Annotated in this window: 17 protein-coding genes; 9 read left to right on the plus strand and 8 right to left on the minus strand. The window is 48.1% G+C overall.

Annotation, left to right across the window (positions count from 1 at the left end; all coding sequences use genetic code 11):
* Positions 1–71: 71 nt before the first annotated feature.
* The 5 genes from rbfA to nlpI all read left to right on the plus strand — a co-directional run bounded on the left by rbfA (position 72) and on the right by nlpI (position 5,367).
* A complete protein-coding gene (gene rbfA / locus AC3CIC_RS02605; protein ID WP_016961659.1) occupies positions 72–464 on the plus strand; it encodes a 30S ribosome-binding factor RbfA in 393 nt (130 codons plus the stop codon).
* A complete protein-coding gene (truB, locus tag AC3CIC_RS02610) occupies positions 464–1,411 on the plus strand; it encodes a tRNA pseudouridine(55) synthase TruB (RefSeq protein ID WP_016961658.1) in 948 nt (315 codons plus the stop codon). Before rbfA ends, truB begins: the two co-directional genes overlap by 1 nt.
* 144 nt (positions 1,412–1,555) lie before the next feature.
* Positions 1,556–1,825, plus strand: a complete 270-nt coding sequence (gene rpsO, locus AC3CIC_RS02615) for a 30S ribosomal protein S15 (RefSeq protein WP_016961657.1) — start codon at positions 1,556–1,558, stop codon at positions 1,823–1,825.
* A gap of 422 nt (positions 1,826–2,247) precedes the next feature.
* Entirely contained in the window at positions 2,248–4,380 is a 2,133-nt protein-coding gene (gene pnp / locus AC3CIC_RS02620) for a polyribonucleotide nucleotidyltransferase (RefSeq protein ID WP_016961656.1), read from the plus strand.
* An 84-nt stretch (positions 4,381–4,464) separates the two neighbouring features.
* Positions 4,465–5,367, plus strand: coding sequence for a lipoprotein NlpI (nlpI, locus tag AC3CIC_RS02625; RefSeq protein ID WP_488515264.1), 903 nt, complete (start codon positions 4,465–4,467; stop codon positions 5,365–5,367).
* 80 nt (positions 5,368–5,447) lie between these two features.
* Here the strand turns inward: nlpI and AC3CIC_RS02630 are convergent, their stop codons facing one another.
* The 3 genes from AC3CIC_RS02630 to AC3CIC_RS02640 form a co-directional block, all read right to left on the minus strand.
* Positions 5,448–6,314: a U32 family peptidase gene (locus AC3CIC_RS02630; protein WP_488515265.1), complete on the minus strand. Its 867-nt coding sequence runs from the start codon at positions 6,312–6,314 to the stop codon at positions 5,448–5,450.
* Positions 6,315–6,325: 11 nt separating this feature from the next.
* Positions 6,326–7,321 carry a ubiquinone anaerobic biosynthesis protein UbiU gene (gene ubiU, locus AC3CIC_RS02635; RefSeq protein WP_488515266.1) on the minus strand — a complete coding sequence of 332 codons (996 nt, stop codon included), beginning with the start codon at positions 7,319–7,321 and terminating at the stop codon, positions 6,326–6,328.
* Positions 7,322–7,602: 281 nt separating this feature from the next.
* On the minus strand, positions 7,603–9,651 hold the full coding sequence (locus AC3CIC_RS02640; RefSeq protein ID WP_488515267.1) for a sensor domain-containing protein: 2,049 nt from the start codon (positions 9,649–9,651) through the stop codon (positions 7,603–7,605).
* A gap of 366 nt (positions 9,652–10,017) precedes the next feature.
* Between AC3CIC_RS02640 and ubiT the strand changes: the two genes are divergently transcribed.
* The 4 genes from ubiT to rimI all read left to right on the plus strand — a co-directional run bounded on the left by ubiT (position 10,018) and on the right by rimI (position 12,078).
* Complete coding sequence (gene ubiT, locus AC3CIC_RS02645; protein ID WP_016961647.1) at positions 10,018–10,545, plus strand: ubiquinone anaerobic biosynthesis accessory factor UbiT; 528 nt, start codon at positions 10,018–10,020, stop codon at positions 10,543–10,545.
* Positions 10,529–11,032 carry a GNAT family N-acetyltransferase gene (locus tag AC3CIC_RS02650; protein WP_488515268.1) on the plus strand — a complete coding sequence of 168 codons (504 nt, stop codon included), beginning with the start codon at positions 10,529–10,531 and terminating at the stop codon, positions 11,030–11,032. Before ubiT ends, AC3CIC_RS02650 begins: the two co-directional genes overlap by 17 nt.
* 214 nt (positions 11,033–11,246) lie before the next feature.
* On the plus strand, positions 11,247–11,642 hold the full coding sequence (locus AC3CIC_RS02655) for a DNA polymerase III subunit psi (protein WP_017004596.1): 396 nt from the start codon (positions 11,247–11,249) through the stop codon (positions 11,640–11,642).
* Entirely contained in the window at positions 11,632–12,078 is a 447-nt protein-coding gene (gene rimI, locus AC3CIC_RS02660) for a ribosomal protein S18-alanine N-acetyltransferase (RefSeq protein ID WP_488515269.1), read from the plus strand. The genes AC3CIC_RS02655 and rimI overlap by 11 nt, the downstream gene beginning before the upstream one ends.
* Positions 12,079–12,125: 47 nt before the next feature.
* Here rimI and AC3CIC_RS02665 read toward each other — a convergent pair whose 3' ends face one another.
* The 5 genes from AC3CIC_RS02665 to AC3CIC_RS02685 form a co-directional block, all read right to left on the minus strand.
* Positions 12,126–14,093 (minus strand): EAL domain-containing protein, encoded by a 1,968-nt coding sequence (locus AC3CIC_RS02665; RefSeq protein ID WP_488515270.1) that lies wholly within the window; start codon positions 14,091–14,093, stop codon positions 12,126–12,128.
* Positions 14,094–14,217: 124 nt separating this feature from the next.
* A complete protein-coding gene (locus tag AC3CIC_RS02670) occupies positions 14,218–14,811 on the minus strand; it encodes an OmpA family protein (protein ID WP_488515271.1) in 594 nt (197 codons plus the stop codon).
* Positions 14,811–16,214, minus strand: a complete 1,404-nt coding sequence (locus tag AC3CIC_RS02675; RefSeq protein ID WP_488515272.1) for a TolC family outer membrane protein — start codon at positions 16,212–16,214, stop codon at positions 14,811–14,813. The genes AC3CIC_RS02670 and AC3CIC_RS02675 overlap by 1 nt, the downstream gene beginning before the upstream one ends.
* Before the next feature lie 23 nt (positions 16,215–16,237).
* A complete protein-coding gene (locus AC3CIC_RS02680; protein WP_017004600.1) occupies positions 16,238–17,620 on the minus strand; it encodes an HlyD family type I secretion periplasmic adaptor subunit in 1,383 nt (460 codons plus the stop codon).
* A complete protein-coding gene (locus tag AC3CIC_RS02685) occupies positions 17,613–19,793 on the minus strand; it encodes a type I secretion system permease/ATPase (protein ID WP_488515273.1) in 2,181 nt (726 codons plus the stop codon). The genes AC3CIC_RS02680 and AC3CIC_RS02685 overlap by 8 nt, the downstream gene beginning before the upstream one ends.
* Between the last annotated feature and the right edge of the window lie 83 nt (positions 19,794–19,876).

The following is a 19,876-nucleotide window of genomic DNA, read 5'->3' on the forward strand; positions in this document are numbered from 1 at the left end:
CAGGTTGTTTATAAACACCATGGGGGGAAGTGCTAAGCGCTTTCCCCTATTCTTTATCAGAGAAGAGAGTTATGGCCAAAGAATTTAGCCGTACCCAACGCGTATCGCAACAAGTGCAAAAAGAAGTCGCGCTTATCCTGCAACGCGAAATTAAAGACCCACGCATTAGCATGGTAACCGTGTCAGGCGTTGATGTTTCACGTGACCTTGCGTATGCAAAAATTCATGTGACCTTTTTGACGACAGGCGATCAAACGGCAGAAGCTGGTTTGGAAGCACTGAACGAGCAAGCATGGTATGTCCGTACTTTGTTAGGTAAAGCCATTCGTCTGCGTATCACACCTGAAGTTATCTTCGTGTTTGACCAGTCACTCACTGAAGGTATGCGTATCTCGAACCTTGTCACCAGTGCTGTTAAATCAGACGAAGCGCGCCGCGCAGATGTTGATGGGGAAGAAGAGTAATGGGTCGTCGTCCACGTCGTCGCGGACGTCCTGTTGATGGGATCGTTCTGCTGGATAAACCAAGCGGTATTACCTCCAATGGTGCTTTGCAGGAAGTGAAACGCATTTTCTTTGCAGAAAAAGCGGGTCATACCGGCGCACTAGACCCATTGGCGACAGGTATGCTGCCAATCTGTTTTGGTGAAGCGACCAAGTTCTCCCAGTTTTTGCTCGACTCTGACAAGCGTTATGTTGTTGTCGCGAAATTGGGTGAGCGTACCAACACGTCTGATTCAGACGGTGAAGTGGTTGAAACTCGTGATGTTAACGTCAATCTAGAACAGCTTGAAGGCTTTATTGCGGGTTTCCGTGGTGAAACGATGCAAGTGCCTTCAATGTTCTCTGCGTTGAAATACGAAGGTAAACCCCTTTACGAATATGCGCGTGCGGGTATCGAAGTGCCTCGCGTAGCACGTAAGATCAATGTGTACGAAATCTCCCTATTACGCTTTGAAGGCGATGAAGTGGAGATGGAAGTGCATTGCTCTAAGGGCACGTATATCCGTACCATCGTTGATGATCTTGGCGAAATGTTAGGCTGTGGCGCACATGTCATTGCCCTTCGCCGCATTGGTGTGTCACGTTACCCTATCGAGAAGATGGTAACGTTGGAACAGCTGGAAGCACTGCTTGAGCAAGCGCGCGAGCAAGAAGTTCAGCCACGCGAGTTGCTTGATTCTCTTTTGTTGCCTCTGGATTCAGCGGTACAAGATTTAGAAGAAGTTAATTTGCTTCCTGCGGTAGCAAGTTATGCATTACAAGGTCAGGCAGTACAAGCGTCAAACGCGCCTACTGAAGGCCAAGTGCGCATGACGGTTGGCGAAGAGCGCACCTTTATCGGTGTTGGTGAGATTGACGCTGATGGCATGGTTGCACCTCGCCGTTTGGTCAACGCTCGCCCAGAGTAAACGCGCAAGCGATGAAAAAATATTTGGTGGGCGCTATATCGATTGCCTTATTAAGGGAAGCGCTGTAGAATCCGCCGCTCGGGTGTCTGGCTGAATCAGAGATTGGCTGACACAAATTCAACCTTTTACATTTAGGAATAGACTATGTCTCTGAATGCAGAAACTAAAGCAGCAATCGTTGCTGATTACGCTCAAGGCACTAACGACACTGGTTCTCCAGAAGTTCAAGTAGCGCTTCTTACTGCTTCTATCAATCACCTGCAAGGCCACTTCGCTGAGCACAAAGGTGATCACCACAGCCGCCGCGGTCTGCTGCGCATGGTTTCACGTCGCCGTAAGCTTCTGGATTACCTGAAGCGTAAAAACGCTGACCGTTACCTAGAAGTAATCAAGCGTCTAGGTCTGCGTCGCTAATAAGCCTTTGGCTTTTAAGCACCGCAAGCCGAAAAGGAGTCCTCGTGACTCCTTTTCTCGTTTTTGTTCCCGCCTTTTTTCATCCCTCAACTATTATTCGTTCGAGAATTTTTTGGGCTTGTGCCTATCGTGACCGCTTTTTGACTCGATCAAATGAATCGAGTTGCGTTAACCCTTGAGCATAACCCCAGTAATTCTTGCCGAAACATGCAACTTGCGACAGTTTGGGTATATAATATTGGCGCTTTCATTGGCTTCGCAGTCTACGAAGTCGACCATCAGGTCGCGACTATTGAGAACACTCTATTGCCGTTTTCCTACAGCAAGGAAATATTGAGTTTTGTCATTAGTCGCGATTGGTGAAGCCTTTGAAAATAAAGTGACTCGCACTAAGTAAGTGCAAATAAAACAAGGAATTTCACGTGAATCCAATCGTAAAAACATTCCAGTACGGTAACCATACCGTTACTCTGGAAACTGGCGTTATGGCTCGCCAAGCAACCGCTGCTGTAATGGCAAGCATGGACGACACTTCTGTATTCGTAAGTGTTGTTGGTAAGAAATCAGCAGTAGAAGGTCAAGACTTCTTCCCGTTGACGGTTAACTACCAAGAGCGTACTTACGCTGCAGGTAAAATCCCTGGTGGTTTCTTCAAGCGTGAAGGTCGTCCTTCTGAAGGCGAAACACTGACATCACGTCTGATCGACCGTCCAATCCGTCCACTGTTCCCAGACGGTTTTAAAAACGAAGTTCAAGTTATCGCAACTGTGGTTTCTGTAAACCCAGATGTAAGCCCTGATATCGTTGCATTGCTTGCGACCTCTGCAGCTCTGGCTATTTCAGGTCTGCCATTCAACGGTCCTATTGGTGCAGCACGTGTTGGCTTCATCAACGATCAGTTGGTATTGAACCCAAGCAACGCTGAGCTTGAAACTAGCCGTTTGGATCTGGTTATTGCAGGTACTGAAGGCGCAGTTCTGATGGTTGAATCAGAAGCTGACCGTCTAAGCGAAGAGCAAATGCTGCAAGCCGTTGTTTTTGGTCATGACCAACAACAAGTTGCTATTCAAGCAATCAAAGAATTTGCTGCTGAAGTCGCTACCCCTTCTTGGGATTGGGCTGCTCCAGCGGTTGACGCTGACCTGAAAGCACGTGTTGCTGAACTGGCTGAAGCGCGTTTCGTAGAAGCGTACCAGATCACCGAAAAAATGGCGCGTTATGCGCAAGTTGGTGAAATCAAGCAAGGCGTTATCGCTCAAATGAGCGAAGAGAATGACGATCTGAACGTCCGTGAAATCCAAGGTATGCTGAGCAGCCTTGAGAAAAACGTTGTACGTGGTCGCATCATCGCGGGTAACCCACGTATCGATGGTCGCGAAAAAGACATGGTTCGTGCGCTAGACGTACGTACTGGTGTTCTGCCACGTACCCACGGTTCTTCTTTGTTCACCCGTGGTGAAACTCAGGCTCTGGTTACTGCAACCCTTGGTACGAAGCGTGATGCTCAAATCATCGACTCGATCACTGGCGAGCGTGTTGATCACTTCCTGCTGCATTACAACTTCCCTCCGTACTGTGTGGGTGAAACTGGCTTTGTTGGTTCACCTAAGCGTCGTGAAATCGGCCACGGTAAACTGGCGAAGCGCGGTATTGCAGCAGTAATGCCTTCACAAGACGAATTCCCGTACACCATTCGTGTGGTTTCTGAAATCACTGAATCTAACGGCTCGTCTTCAATGGCGTCTGTATGTGGTACGTCTCTGGCTCTTATGGATGCTGGTGTTCCGATCAAGAAATCTGTTGCGGGTATCGCAATGGGTCTTGTGAAAGAAGACAACGACTTTGTTGTACTGTCTGACATTCTGGGTGACGAAGATCACCTGGGTGACATGGACTTCAAAGTAGCGGGTACGGATGACGGTGTCACTGCGCTGCAGATGGACATCAAAATCGAAGGTATCACTAAAGAGATCATGGAAATTGCACTGAACCAAGCGAAGGGCGCGCGTCTGCACATCCTTAGCGTCATGGATCAAGCAATCTCTGCGGCTCGTGACGATATTTCTGAATTCGCACCACGTATCCACACCATCAAGATCAACCCAGAGAAGATCAAAGATGTGATCGGTAAAGGCGGTGCAGTTATTCGTGCGCTGACTGAAGAAACTGAAACCACCATCGAAATCGAAGATGACGGTACAGTGAAGATCGCAGCAACAGATGGCGATAAAGCGAAAGCGGCAATTGCACGCATTGAAGCGTTGACTGCTGAAGTTGAAGTGGGCCGTATCTACACCGGTAAAGTTACTCGCATCGTAGACTTCGGTTGCTTTGTGTCTGTTATCGGCACCAAAGAAGGTCTGGTTCACATCTCTCAAGTTGCTGACAAGCGCATTGAGAAAGTGTCTGATTTCGTTGAGCAAGGTCAGGAAGTTCAAGTTAAGGTTCTGGAAATCGACCGTCAGGGTCGTATCCGCCTGAGCATGAAAGAAGCAGTAGAGCAAGCGCCTGCTGCCGCTGAAACTGACGCTCAGCCAGAAGCTGACGCGGAATAAGTTACACTATTGCGATAAACGCGGTATAAAAAGGGGGGCTATTGCCCCCTTTTTGTTTTTCTGTTTTTCAGGAGAGATGCGCTAATGCGAAATATGAGATGGCTGCCGTTGACCATTGTTGGTTCGTTGCTACTGCTTTCTGGCTGTGCTACGTCTACCTCAGTGAAAAACACGCAACCTTGGCATTACCTGCCAATGGCAGTGCCATTGCAGTCAACCACGCAACAGGAAGTCCAGCTAGCGCGAATTGACCAAATTCTGCTTCGTGATGATATCGCGGAGCAAGACAGAGCGCAGATCTACTACGAGCGCGGATTAATTAATGACAGCCTAGGGCTGCGTGATCTCGCGCGTTTAGATTTCAACCGTTCATTGTCATATAACCCTGCACAACCAGATGTGTTTAATATCCTTGGTGTGTATTTCACCCAGAGTGGTCTGTATGACGCAGCGTACGAAGCGTTCGATTCGACCTTAGAATTAAACGAGACACATCAGTATGCAGAGCGTAACCGTGGAATAGCGCTTTACTACGGTGGTCGCTACGATTTAGCTGTACGCGATTTGCTCAAACACTATAGTGATAATGAAAACGATTCCTACCGCGCCTTGTGGTTGTATCTGGCAGAGCGAGAGAAAGAGGGCAGAGAGCAGGCCACGCAAGCTCTCAGGGATCGTTACCAAGCCTCTGATAAACAGGATTGGGGCTGGCAGTTAGCAAGGCTGTATCTTAACGATATTAGTGAGCAAGCGTTCTTTAATGAAGTCATGAATAGCAGCATGGATAATTTACAGTTGGCCGAACGATTGTGTGAAGGGTATTTCTATCTTGCCAAACGCTATCAGGCACAGGGTGATTTAGGTTCAGCCGTGGCACTGTATAAATTGGCTATGGCGGGTAATGTTTATGACTTCGTTGAGCATCGCTACTCGATGTTGGAACTAAGCCGTATTGCACAACAGTTGAGCCAGTCGCCATCTTCATAATATTGATGTCGTGGGTGAGATAAGCGTTGAAGTCATTCAAAAAAGAGCCGCTATCAGTGGCTCTTTTCACATTTGAGCGGTTAAACGTGTGTCGCCATCCCTTCAATGCTGTGCCAGTAGCCATTGCAGTGATGGGTGCGAGGCGCAAAGCCAGTATCACCGCGTTTGAAGCCTTCCAGTACATCAATGGTGTCTAAATGCTGAGGGCTGATGCGTACCACGTCGACTAACCCCTGCATGGATGCGATGTCAGCACTCAGGTCATAACAGTAACCTGATTGGGTCTGAATACCATTCAACGTAAACACGGCTTGGCCCTCCTGACTTTTGACTTCGAGACCTTGTGGGTAGTTAACACAGCAGGTTTCGCATTTGTCTTTTGGTCTGTTTTCGGCGCGTGCACTAAAACAACGGGCTGAATAGGCTAAGGGCAAATGCCCATAGGAAAACACTTCAACCTCAAAGCTGTTGCGGATCCCCAGCATCTCAGCTTCAGCTAGGACTTTTTGCAACCATTCTCGAGACAGCTCAACCGGCATACACCAGCGTATCATGCCTTTTTTCAGCAGCACGTGAAGTGCTTGTGCGTTGTAAAGGTTCAGCGCAGGGCCTGCGACAAAGGGGATCTTTTTCTCGTGTGCCAGTTGAATTGCTGAGACATCGTTAGCTTCGATAATGAACTCGCCATTGTCGATGTAACTTTTCATCACTTTGACTTCGCTTGGCGCTTCAAGTAGCGCCATGGTCGACAGCACGACTTGCTTGCCGTGTTGTGCCAGTTCTCGACCTAAATCCATCCAATCGGCAGTGCGCATTTCTCTGCGTTTAGAGCAGACAGTTTCGCCAAGATAGACGATATCTGTGTCGCTGTTTACGGCTTTTTGATAAAAGCTTTGAACGTCATTTTTTGGCCAGAAATAGAGAAGTGGGCCAAGTGAATATTTCATAGTTTTCTCTCTTACTGCCATTTACGGTGGTAAGCACCCAGTGTCGTTTGAGCGCCCTCTGAGACACTGTCCAAGCACTGATCCCACTGCGGAAGCACATGATAGCCATCTGGTTTTTTGAGGTAGCTATCAATAGCTTGTCGCCACGTGCGAGTCACTTGTTCGACATATGCAGGACTACGCTGGCGACCTTCGATTTTGACCGAGGCAATGTTAGCGGCAAACAATTCAGGCAAAATAGAAAGTGTATTCAGGCTGGTTGGCTCTTCCAAAGCGTGGAATGGCTCTCCGTCGGTGACAAAGCGTCCTTTACATAGCGTTGGATATCCTGCGTTTTCACCGGCTTTATAGCGGTCGATCAAAATGTCGTTGAGACGAGATTCCAATCCTTGTGGTGTTTCCTGCCAGCGAACATATTTTGCAGGTGAGCAAGCGCCTACAGTATTGGGTGACTCTCCTGTCAGGTAGGAAGACAGGTAGCAACGTCCTTCGGACATGATGCAAAGACTACCAAAGGCAAACACTTCGAGATCAACATCGGTGGTGCGAGAAAGCTGCTTCACTTGATGCATAGATAGCACTCGCGGCAATACAACGCGCTTAACGTTGAAGTGATCACGATAGAAATCAATGGCAGCACTGTTGGTGGCGGAGGCTTGCACCGACAGGTGAATTTCCATGTCAGGGTGCTTAGTGGCTGCATAATCAAGTACGGCGAGATCGGCGATGATGAGTGCATCTACGCCCAAATCAACCGCTGCATCAACCGCGTCAGTCCAACGTTTGAAACCATCTGGGTGGGCAAACGTATTCAGTGCGACATGAAGATGTTTATTTCGATCATGAACATAGGAAACCGCTTTTTCGAGTTTTTTCCCGTCAAAGTTCAGGCCTGCAAAGTGGCGTGCATTGGTGCCATCCTTGAAGCCGATATATACCGCATCGGCGCCATTATCGATGGCCGTTTTCAGGGCAGGAAGGTTACCTGCCGGACAAAGCAATTCCATAAATTTCCCCACATCCGTGGTCAGCATCTGGCTATGAGTTTGAACATAAAGTCCGGATTTTAGGCAGAGTTGCCTCAAAAGGTATTGATGTAAGGCAGGTTTGGGTAAACAAAGAATGAAACCGATGGGAAATCGATGATTCAGGGCAAGATATGTAACGGATTCGATCTGTGGACTATATGGTGGCAGGGGGCGGATGAAGGTGAGTTTGGGTGACTGGTTTGCAATGAACGGGCTTGAGGCGAATAGAGTTGGCGCAGTTCGTGCGCCAACTATCGGCATCAGGAAGCGGCTTTAATCGCCTTACGATTGTTTATTAGTAGCGCTTCAAATTCTGCTCTTGGCATCGGTTTATAGAAATGAAAGCCTTGAATCGTGTCGCATTTTAGGTTGGCGAGCACGCTTGCCTGTTTGCCCGTTTCTACCCCTTCGGCGACCACAGACATGTTTAACGAACGGCCAAGATTGATAATGTTCTCTATCAATGTGACCTGTTTTGGGAAGGTTTCCATGTCTGAGATAAACGCGCGGTCAATCTTCAATTCATCAAGTGGAAACTTGGCCAGATAAGACAGCGACGAATAACCCGTACCGAAATCATCAATTGAGAGTGCAAACCCGAGATCCTTAATGGCATTTAGCATTTGGATAGCATGGTCACCGTCGCTCATGACGGCACTTTCAGTCAGCTCGAAGGTGATGAGTGAGGGATCAGCTTTCGTGGCAGATTGCAGTTTTTTCATGTGCGTAGTGAGGTTTGGGTTACTAAATTGCTGCGGTGATAGGTTTATGGCCACACGACCGGGCAGCACCTTTAGGCTTTGCCAGCGGCGCACCGCTTGAAACACTTCGCGCATCACATTGCGACCGAGCAATTCAATCATGCCAGATCGTTCTGCCACCGGAATAAAACGCGCAGGACTGATGTAGCCCTCAACTGGGTGCTTCCACCGCACCAGTGCTTCCGCGCCGTTGATGGTGTAATCTTGAGCATTCACCTTAGGTTGATACCAAACTTCTAGGCCATTGTTTTGCAGCGCTTTTTGTAGTTCAATTTCCAACCAAAGACGCATGCGTGCTTCTTTGTTCATGTGTTGGTTATAGGTCACAACACGGTTACGGCCTTGTTCTTTAGCTTCGTACATTGCGGTGTCAGCATTTTGCAGCAGGCTACGTGCGTCTTTACCATCTCCAGGATATTTTACCGAGCCAATTGAGCAGGCGAGATACTTGCTGAAATGGTAGAGGTCGAAAGGTTGGCTGATCACTTCCACGATTTTATTAGTCAATTCACCGGCAACATCTTCACCAGTCTGCTCTGGCAATAAAACCGCAAATTCATCACCACCAAGATGGCCCAATATGGTTTCTGCGGGTAATTGGCGACGAAGACGCTGAGCAATTTCCTGCAGCACACGATCGCCAATGTGGTGTCCTAGAGAGTCGTTAATATTCTTAAAGTTATCAATGTCGAGATACAGCATCAGCAGAGGTGTTTCGCCATTGATGAGCTGTTCAAGTCGGCGCGAGAAACCGTGTCGATTATATAGGCCCGTAAGTGCATCGAACTGAGCCAGCTTTTCGATAGTCTGCTTATGGTCGGTTGTTGCGAGGGTTCGCGATAACGTAATGAGAGCGCAACTGCCCCCGAGTAAGCTCACAGAGCCATAAGAGATATTCAGAGGTTTGCTGTCAGCGTTACCATTACTCGCCTGGCAAACCAGTTGCTGTCCAGATGCTAATGACGTTAAAGAGGCAACGAGGGATTGTCCTTTGATAGGACTTGCCAGAAGGTTTTCGATATCTTCACCTAAAATTTCATTTAGGTTATCGAAGCCTAACAGGTTAACAGCATGGCTGTTGGCACTAAGGATTATGCCATCGTCGAGTACGCAGCACCCTTCACCAACCAGTTGGCACAGATTAGTAAACCGGCTTTCTGACGACTCTAATGCACTGGTCAGTACTTGCCTTTCAGACGTGTCTGCAGCGTGAAAAATCACTGCGCCTTCTGGCCACTCACTGCTGGTTAGTGGGGAAACACTGAAGTGAAAGCTTGAGTCATGAATGCCATCATTGAGAACTATCTCGCCTTCCGTATTCTCGCCATTAAGTGCGCGATTATAATGGGGCGATAATGCATCGTAGAAGGCTGTGCCTAAAATGTCTTTATCCTGTTTTCCGACTAACTCATTGTGATCGAGGCCACTGATTTCGCAATAACGCTGGCTAACCCAGAGATAACGATGGCTTTTGTCCAGAACGGCAAAAAGAAAAGGGCTGTTTTGAGTCAGACGTGAAAACCAATAGGTTAACTGCTCGATTGGCATTTAGGCACCATACATCCTAGCTTGCGAAGCTAATTCCTACTTCAACTTCAAATTTGAGACAACACTATATAACGGTGATGTGATCGGATAAACCTTTATATAGCTTATATCTCTAAAGGATCGGCTTATTGAACCCATACCGCTTTTCGGGGGAGTATTGAAATTGCCACATCGTGATGTATTTCAAATAAAGGGTTGTAGGGACGGCTAATGCCCTTACAAATAGCATTAATATTTAATTCAACCCTGTTTTATATAGTCGTGGCATTTGTGCACCCTATTTTTTGATGTAAGGCATGATCATTGCTCGACACAATGGCATACAATGGGTCATATCTTCGGCACCCTTAGCATTGGAGCATTACCTTGCTCGACAAACTTCACTCAACGTTGGTGCATCAAGCACCAGCTTTATTTAGACTGCCAATCAAACTTGTTCCAGCATCAGCGCAAAAAGCATTGATGTTAGAAACCTTAAAACGCGTGTTCCGCGAAGCATTGGATGATGGCGAATTTGAGTTTCTCGAGAATCGCTGGTTGGAAGTGCACGTGCGCGATATCGGATTTAAAAGCTATATTAGTTTTGATAATGACAAGCTGGTGGTGCAACAAGACATTGAAGCGCCGGATGTTAGATTTAGCGGTAATCTGAACGATTTAATATTGATTGCAGCCCGCAAGGAAGATCCTGATACTTTGTTTTTCCAGCGTCGCCTTTTGATTGAAGGTGATACTGAGCTCGGGCTGGAAGTGAAGAACTTGATGGACAGTGTGGATTTGGATTCATTACCGACCATGCTTCGCCAAGGACTATTTTCGTTAGCAGCCTTTGTTCAAAAAGGCCTGCAAGCTCCCGCTCCCCTCAATGAGGCGCACTATGCTCATAAGATCTGAAGCGCCTGCCGATCTTTTACCGATCGACAGATTGCTAAAAAAAGCCTTCCCAACTAAAGCGGAAGCCAAGTTGGTGATGTCATTGCGTGAAAATGGTCACAACACCTTGTCGATGGTGGCGTGTAACGACGAAGGCAAAATCGTTGCCCACGTGATGTTTAGCCCTGTCACTATCGGTGGAATGGACACTGGCATCCAAGGCTTGGCACCGCTTTGTGTTCATCCTGATTATCGTAAACAGGGTATTGCCGTTTCATTAGTCAAAGAAGGCTTGGAGATCCTGAGGGAGCTAAGCTACCCAGCCTGTGTCGTGTTAGGCGACCCTGCATACTACGAACAGTTTGGCTTTACCGCCGCAAACACCTTCGGATTCCATTGCAAATGGGATGTGCCGCAAGAGGCGTTTATGGCAACAGAGATCATTGATCATGCGTTTGAAAACCTGCAAGGCATTGTGGATTACTGCCCAGAGTTTGATGAGCTTTAACGTCGCAGTGATGTGATTGTTCCGTTATGTTTGGTTCAAAACAAGAGGGGCGGCCAGTGGCTACTCCTTTTGTTTTTATGCTGAGTAAGTGCTCGCTGAGCGAGCATCTTGAAGCTGCCTGGGGATATCACTTCGCGCTTTGATGTCGATGCATCGCGAACTTTGATAGGATGCGTGCATATTTATCGGTTGAGTTTTTGACTTTCGTGGTGCCATGAACGATTTACAGCGTCTTAAAGAAATGGGGATTACCGTGTGGGATATTAGGCATCCCGTGGTGTTCCCTGAAAATATGACAACGGCCATTACATTGCCTCCGTCCTGCAAGCTGCTGTTTGTTAGTGAGAGTGCGCCGAATGACCATGAAGCTTGGCTGTTTGGGAAAATTCTCGCGAGCATGAAATTGACCCCTGAGCAGGCGCTTCGTTTGCCGCCGAGAGCACTGTCGGCGCTGGGCGAGCATTCGCTTGAATGGAGCTGGTTTTCCGGTGTGTCTGCGCACGCCTTGCCGAATGTTAAAGCGCTCTCTTCACCGTCACTCTCTGCGTTGAACGACGACCAAAACGCGAAAAAAGCACTGTGGAAACAAATAAAAAATTATGAAAACTGAATTACTTCCAATGGATGATTGCTGGCTCGATGCGGTGGTTTCCATTGAGCGCGCGGCGCATAGTCACCCATGGGCAGAAAGCCTACTGCGCAAGCCACCGACAAAGTTTGGCTGCAATCGCGTGTTGGTGATGAATGATGATGTGGTTGGGTATTTTTTCGCGCAATGTGTGGCGGGGGAAGCGTCGCTGCTTAACATTGCCATCGCGCCGATGTATCAAGGCAAAGGGTTTGGAAAGGAACTACTGAGCGGCTTTCTTGCCTGTATGCGTAAAATGGAGGCGCAGGAAGCATGGCTTGAAGTGAGGGAGAGCAACCAAGCTGCCATTAAGCTCTATGAAGCGTTAGAATTTAACGAATTTGATCGTCGTTACGGTTATTACCCGACAAAAGCGGGTAAGGAAGATGCGCTGATCATGAGTTACTGGTTCGAATAATGATTTCGAATAAAAAAACCCGCACTTAGCGGGTTTTTTTATACGACTTAGACGGCTTGCTCTTTTAAGACAATCATCACTGGAGGATGAATAAAGCCTTGGTATGCATCGATAAATTCTCTGTTTAGCCGTGTTTTATTTTCTTCATCTTTCACCCCTGTTGCAATCACTGTGATATCCAGCGAATCCGCAATATTGGCTAAGGTTTCAGTAAACAGACGATTTGGGCTGTTCTGTTCTTGGCTCAATGCTTGATCCAGTTTGACATAGCTAGGTTTAAGCTTCGCCAAGTACTCTACTTCCTGTAGGTAGCGGCCAAAGTGATCGACGCCCACAAACGCCCCCGCATCGCGAACTTTGTCACTAAATGAAATGCAGGCTTTCAAGTTGTTGCGCGCGCTTGCTTCACTGATTTCAAAGAATATCTTTTCGCTAGGGAGCGCGGTATTGAGTGTCTGTACCAACCAATTGGTAAACGCCTCACTGGAGAGGCTTTCGTCGGTGAGGTTAAGCGCAATAGGCGTTTCAAGTGACTGTAACTTGTGCATGCCAACTAAGGACTCAATGACGATTTTGTCAAACTCAATACCTTTCGAAAACAGCTGGATATAAGGCATGATCCGACCTGCTGATTGCCACTGATGTTCAATCAATGCCTGCGTGAACACTTCGTAATGAAAGGGTTTGCTATTGGCGCTATCCAACCTATTCACTGGTTGCCAGTGCAGGCGAATCGCTTTCTCGCGAAGGGTATCTGTAAGCAATGATCGCCAGGTTTCTCGGTCAATCACTTGCTCTTCGGATCCGCGGTTGAACACAAACACATCGTTGATTTGAATCGCGCGCTGCATAGCGTTGTCGGCTAAAGACATCAGCTGAGAGCTAGGCACTGCATGACCATGAACCACACCAATATGGAAGCCTTCATTGGCATCAAAGCCTGCCATGGTCACTTCATTGTTTAGTGTGCTAATCAACGTATGAAGGCAATGTCGGCTTTGCTCTTCGCTGTATTCTGGCAACAGAAGTGCCACTTCGGTTTCGCTAATTCGTGCAATACAAATATTGGTTTGATTACCAAGGGCGGACTGCAGTGAGTTCGACAACAAGCGCCATGTTTCATCGCGCGCTGCGTAACCATAGCGACGATATATCGTATCCATCCATGCCATGTTAGCGATGAACACAGCACTTTGAGCGTCATGACCTTCCCCCATCCAACTGTTGAGCTGGTGTGAGAAGTATTGACGATTCGGAAGACCCGAGACCGCATCGTACATCATGCTGTTGTGCAGTGTTTTGAGCTCGTTGTTCAGTGATTGAATCAGGCGCTGAACTTGCTGTGCCAAACTATCAATCGCGTCATCTAGCAGGGTCAAACCTGAGCGTTGCGATGAGGACTCCTGAGAGGAAAAATCTTGCACTGCCAACTGGTGGATCGTTGATGTCGCTTTTCGGATCGCGCGTCGGTGCTTTTCAGTGACCAGAGTGAATACGAATAACAAACCCAGCGTCAGCAGGCTCGCGCTCGCTATCAACGAGGAAACATGTTCGAAGACACTTTGATTCGCTTGATTGGGAGACAAGGTCAATACGAGAAAAGCGACAACCGAATCGTTATTTTTTAGCTCAACCACTCGCTCAACAGGAGCAACCTGTGTCAGCGCTGAAAACCAATATGAAGGGCTAGATATCTCATTGTCTGAGCGGTTGTCTGCATTGCGCTTGTCATAAGACCACGTTGCCGCTTCTGAAGTTATCTGATCGGTCAATGTTATTGATGCCAGCTCGGGAGACAGCATAGCGTTGACGATAAGCTTTATCGAATCGGTGTCGTAGTACGCAATAAATTTTGGCAACGTTTGTACGAGTTGATGTGTCGCATCATCGGCGCGCTGCGCTAGCTTAGCTTGTTGTTCATGGGTGTTCATGAACAACTGCCCTGCTATAAACATCGCGAGTAACAACGCAGCTGACACATAAACCAGAAGCAGGGAAAGGCGTTTTGTTATCATAGTAAAGCCCGTGATAGCGTAGAATAGAATAGGCCAGCACGCTTGTGCACTGGCCCATTCTCTTATGCATACGTAACGTTATGTAAACATAAGCTTACGTAACATAAGGTCATGCGACATAAAGTTATTCAGACGTGAAAATGGTCCATCTCATGTCTGTGGTGCTGTATTCGCCAGAAAGTGATGCCATTACACGACGATTAGTCTCGTGAGCAAGCTCCGAGTCTTCATCAATCAAGGGCACAGTATCGCCATAGCCGATGGCTTCAACACGTGAAGCCGGGATGTCGAAATCCTCAATCAGTGCTGTTGCGACTGCGTCAGCGCGACGTTGAGACAGTGACAAGTTGTAAGCGGGGTTGCCCACCTTACTGGCGTGGCCTTCAATCGTCGCGACTGCGCCATCTTGCTCTTCCAAAAATGCCGCGAGCTGTTCGAGCTTTGCGTAGTTGCTTGGTATGAGTTTTGCGGAATCATTGGGGAATTTCACGTCTAGGCGAAAGCTTTGCTTAACGGTTTTGTCTTTTGCACAGCCGTCGTTGTTGACTGCCGCACCGTTTAACGTTGCGTCGCAAAGTTCACGGGCTTTGATCACGCCGTCGTAGTCAAGATCACGCAGGTCATTGGCTTGTGGTGAGACATCTTGCATGGTCGCAATTTCTTGATTGGCACAGCCAGCCAAAAGAACAATAGGAAGTAAGAGAACGAGTTTGTTCATTATTGTACGCCTCCTTTGTAGCTATCGTCGCCTAACCAGACTTCAGGCGTTGTGATGCGTAATGATTGCAGCAGTTGTCCTGTTGCGTTGAGCAAACGGTATTGTGCGATCAAATCATCATATTCGGCCGTCAAGTACTCACGGCGTGCTTGGAAGAGTTCATTCTCTGAATCCAGTACGTCGATAAGCGTGCGTTGACCCAGTTTGAACTGATCTTCATAGGCATTACGGGTTTCGATAGCGGATTCAACATGCTGACGAAGGTAGGTCATTTGTTGGCTCAGAAAATCACGCGCGTTCCAAGCCAAGGTCGTACCTTCAACAACGTCACGATAAGCTTCTTGTTGAACCGCTTTTGATTCATTAATGCTGTAAGCCGCTTCGCGCTCTCTTGAACTGTCTGCGCCGCCGGAGAACAGGTTGTAGCTGACGCGCACCATGGCGAGCACTTCGTCGCTGTTACCGCCTACGTCAGCACCAAAAGGACTTAGGCCATCGGAACCGTCTAAGTTGTCATCCCAACCCGCAGACAGATCAAAGGTGACCTGAGGGTAGTAATTGCCTTTGGCAGATTCACGTTGTGCTGTTGCTGCATTGATATCATTGCCAGCTGATCTAAGGGTAGGGTGATCGGCTGTCGACATATCAATGGCTTGATCTAAGCTAATTGGCAGCAAAACGGCATCAGGTGCTGGAATGCGTAGGTCTTCTGGTGCAACATTCACCAGCTTTTTGTAGGTGATGGTGGCATCAGAAAGGTTGTTTTTCGATGAAATTAGATTCGAATGCGCACGGGCAAGACGACCTGTGACTTGAGACAAATCTGCCGTTGAGCCTAAGCCCGAATCAGTTTTTTGTTTTACTGCATCAAAAATAGTCTGGTGACTTTCTAGATTGCGCTCGGCAAGAACCACAATTTGACCTGCGCGCAGGTATTCTAGATAGGCACGAGAGACTTCCAATGCCACATTTTCCGCAGAGGCAAACAGCATCCATTGTTCAGCGCTGGTTTCATATTCCGTGCGCTCAACTTCGCTGGAGGTTTGGAAACCATCAAACAGCATTTGGCGAAGGGAGACACCAATTTCTCGGCGCGTCAGTTCTTTGTTATCGTCATATTTATCGTTGAGTCCGTCTCGACGGGTTGACGGGCTTTCTGTCCACTCGCGGCCAATACCTGCATCGAAATCAATCGTTGGGTAGTAACCAGCAGAGGCTTGGTTCACTTGCTCTTCACGCGCCTTAAAACGGTTGAATGCTTGGCGGATTTGCGGGTGAGTATCTAATGCGGTTGCCACTGCCTGTTCGAGTGATTGAGCGGCAACTGACGTGGGTAGCAATACCGCAGCCACTGCCAATGCTGCCACGCTTTTTTTCAGCGACTGGCTAACACTGTTTTTCATGTCTCTCTCCTTGATTCTTATTATTAGCGCTCTCTTAGCGCAGATTCTTTTGCCCTTAAAATGGGATTAAGCAAATATTCTAGAACCGTCCGTTTTCCGGTAATGATGTCCACTGACGTCAGCATTCCCGGAATAATGGGCAATTCACTGCCATCCTTTTTTTCTAAGCTGGATCTATCGGTGCGGACTCTCACCAAGTAGAAGCTGTTTCCTTCTTCATCTTGGGTGGTATCAGCACTGATATGTTCTAAGGTGCCGTTTAGACCGCCGTAGCGTGTGAAATCATAAGCAGTGACTTTCACGACCGATGGCAATCCTGAATGCAAGAAGGCGATATCTTTGGGCGCGATTTTTGCCTCTATCAGCAATTTGTCTTCAGCGGGTACGATCTCAATCAAATCAATGCCAGGTTGAACAACGCCACCTAATGTATTGATATGAATGGTTTTGATGGTGCCAGTGACAGGGGCAGTGATCACCGCTTTGTTCACTTTGTCTTGAGAGCCAACTTGTGCCTGCGTTAAGCGAGACAAGCGCGATTCCAACTCACTCATTTTTGAGCGGGTTTCATTGTTGAACGAATGCACCGCTTCACGGCGTTTTAAAATCGCTTCGTCGACAGTGGATTTGATCTTTGGCTGCATTAAGCGAAGCGATTCCAGTTCACCTTTGAGGTCGTTGACTTGGCGCTCAAGCTTGAGCAAGTCAATTTCAGAAACAATGCCTTTTTTGGCCAGCGGAATGGTGATTTTTAGTTCTCGATTGATCAGGCCATAGCTGTTAGATAGGGTGCGTAGCTTTGAATCAATCTCTTGACGTTCTTGCTGTTTTTGCTGGATCTGGCGAGCAAGAATTTCGACTTTGTTTTTCAAGTCGACCAATCGGCCTGCATATTCCTGGCGCTGACGCGCAATCAGTGCCGGCTCGGCACTTTCAAGTTGTGTGGGAAATTCCAATGGCAACATGGTTATCTGGATTTGCTCGCGCCAGTTTGGGGCCGTCGGGGTTAACTGGATGCTTTTTAGCTCGGTTTGCATACGCAAAATATTGGCACGAAGGCTGAATTCCTCCTCTTCTTGCTGAGCGAGGTCGGAACGAAAACGCGTGTCATCAATACGCGCAAGCGGTTCACCTTGTTGAACCAGTTGGCCTTCTTGCACATACATTGCTTGCAAAATACCGCCATCAAGACTTTGGATCAGCTGCACTTGTGAAGAGGGGATCACTTTACCTTCGCCGCGTGTCATGCGATCTAACGATGCAAAGTTAGACCAAACCAACATCACTGCGAAGAATATGAATACCCCCCAAATTACCATGCGGTAGCGAAGTGGCGCGTCTGTCAGCATGGCACCATAGACATCGTCAGTCATTTCGATGTCATCGCGCTTCAATGGATTAGTCATGTTGTTCTCCTGCGTTATTGCTGTTTAAACGCTCAAGAACTTTGTCTCGTGGCCCATCCATCACAATGCGGCCCTTGTCCATCACAATGACGCGATCTACCAAGTTGAGTAGCGCCATTTTGTGGGTGATCATCACTAAGGTGCGATCTTTTGCGGCGAACTTCATGGAATGGATAAACTGGTTTTCCGCATGAGCATCAAGGCTGGCTGTTGGTTCGTCCATGATCAGTAGCGGCGGGTCGTTAAGCAGCGCACGTGCTAATGCGACAGACTGACGTTGGCCACGGGAAAGTGTTTCACCGCGCTCACCCACTTGTTTATCCAGCCCTTCGCTGTCTTGTGAGGTGAAGATTCCGACCCCCGACAGCTGGGTCGCACGGATTAACTGGTGCTCTGTCACTTGGCGGGTGCCGAACATGATATTTTCACGAATCGTACCGTGGAAAAGTGTCACATCTTGTGCCAGATAACCGACATTGCGGCGCAGATCTGCAGGGTGGATTTGTTTGGCGTCAACGCCATCAAAACGCAGGCTGCCGGCGCTTGGCTGATAAAGGCCTGCCAGCATACGAATTAAGGTACTTTTGCCTGTCCCGTTTTTACCCAGAATCGCGATTTTTTCACCGGCCTTGATAGTCATGCTGGTGGGGTGAAGTGTCGGTTTTTCCGTTTCTGGATAGGTAAAGCCCACGTTGTCGGCATAGATATCGCCTTTCAGGCGCTTACGGCTAATCAGGTGGCCTTTGTCTGCGAACTCGTCTTCTTGATCCATCATGGCATTAAGCTGACGCATACCTGATTGGGTCTGATTCCAGCGACTCATCAGGCCTGCAAGCTGTGCCATCGGTGACACCGCGCGGCTAGACAGCATCACCGCGGCAATAATGCCACCCATACTGATGGCAGCATCCGCAACGCGGTAGACACCCAGTACGACTACGGCTACTGAGGTGACTTGCACGACGAAGGCCGCGAAATACGACACAGAGTTGGTGATTTGTTTGACTTTCATGTTCCAGTTAGCGGTGTGTGCGGTCATTTGTTGCCAGCTTTTTTGCACAATACCTTCAGCCACGTTGGCTTTGATCCCTTCCAAGGCGGATAGGCTTTCAATCAAATGACCGTGCTTTTGGCTGGCGTATTTATTGGACTCTTCAATGGCGGCTTTCAGGCGCGGCTGCACAATAAATGCATAACCTAGAATGGCGATACCCGCGACAACAGGCACGACCGCCAGATCGCCCGCGACAAGGTAAATCACAAAAATGAAGAAGGCCGCAAAGGGTAAATCGACCAAGGTAGTGATAGTCGCCGACGTTAACATGTCGCGAATACCATCGAACTCACCCAGTTGCTTGGCCATACCGCCGACACTTTTGGCGCGTTTTTCTAACGGGATCCCCATTAATCGCGCAAACAAGCGAGATGACACGATGATGTCGACTTTCTTGCCTGCAATATCTATCAAGTAAGAGCGCATTTTCTTCATGAGAAAATCAAAGAAAAACGCGATCAGTGCTCCCGATGCCAGTACCCACAAAGATTCAAACGCCAGGTTAGGTACCACTTTGTCATACACATTCATGACAAACAGCGGCGAGACCAAGGCGAACAAGTTCACTAATACCGACGCGATTAACGCATCGCGATAGATAGGGGAGGCGTCTTTGACGGTTTGCCAGAACCAATGGATTTTGGTGTCGTGTAAATGCAGGTCGACACTGTTGTCACCGCGATACTGACGTTTGACCAAAAATGCATAGCCGACATACATGGACTCAAGTTCAGCCAGAGACATTTCTTCCTCACCGCCGCTCTCTGAGGTTTGTATCAGCGCTGTGCCTTCTTTCTCGTCAATTTCACGCAGAATGCAGGCTTTTTTGTCGGTCAAAAGAAGTATGCAAGGTAACAAAAGTTTCGGTAGCGCTTTTAGTTGGCGCCGCGAGAGCTTGGCCGTTAACCCTGCGCGCGCCGCAGCCTGCGGAAATAAATCCGCCGTCAGCAACGCATCAGTCATGGGTAATCCTGCCGTTAAGGCGTCGCCAGAGCACGGTGAACCATAGTGCTCGGTCAATAAGACCAAGCAATCTAACAACGGGTCGTCAACCGCCTGCGTAGACGCTGAAATGCGCCACTGCGACGGTTTACGTTCAGCGATAGCTGCTTCTGCCACCTAGTTCTCTCTATAAAAAGTCAAAAATCAAAAATGTACAAATACAAAAAGGGCATCGGCTGATTGGCCGATGCCTTGAGGGT

The organism is Enterovibrio sp. QJM3NY_24 (genome assembly GCF_057786035.1).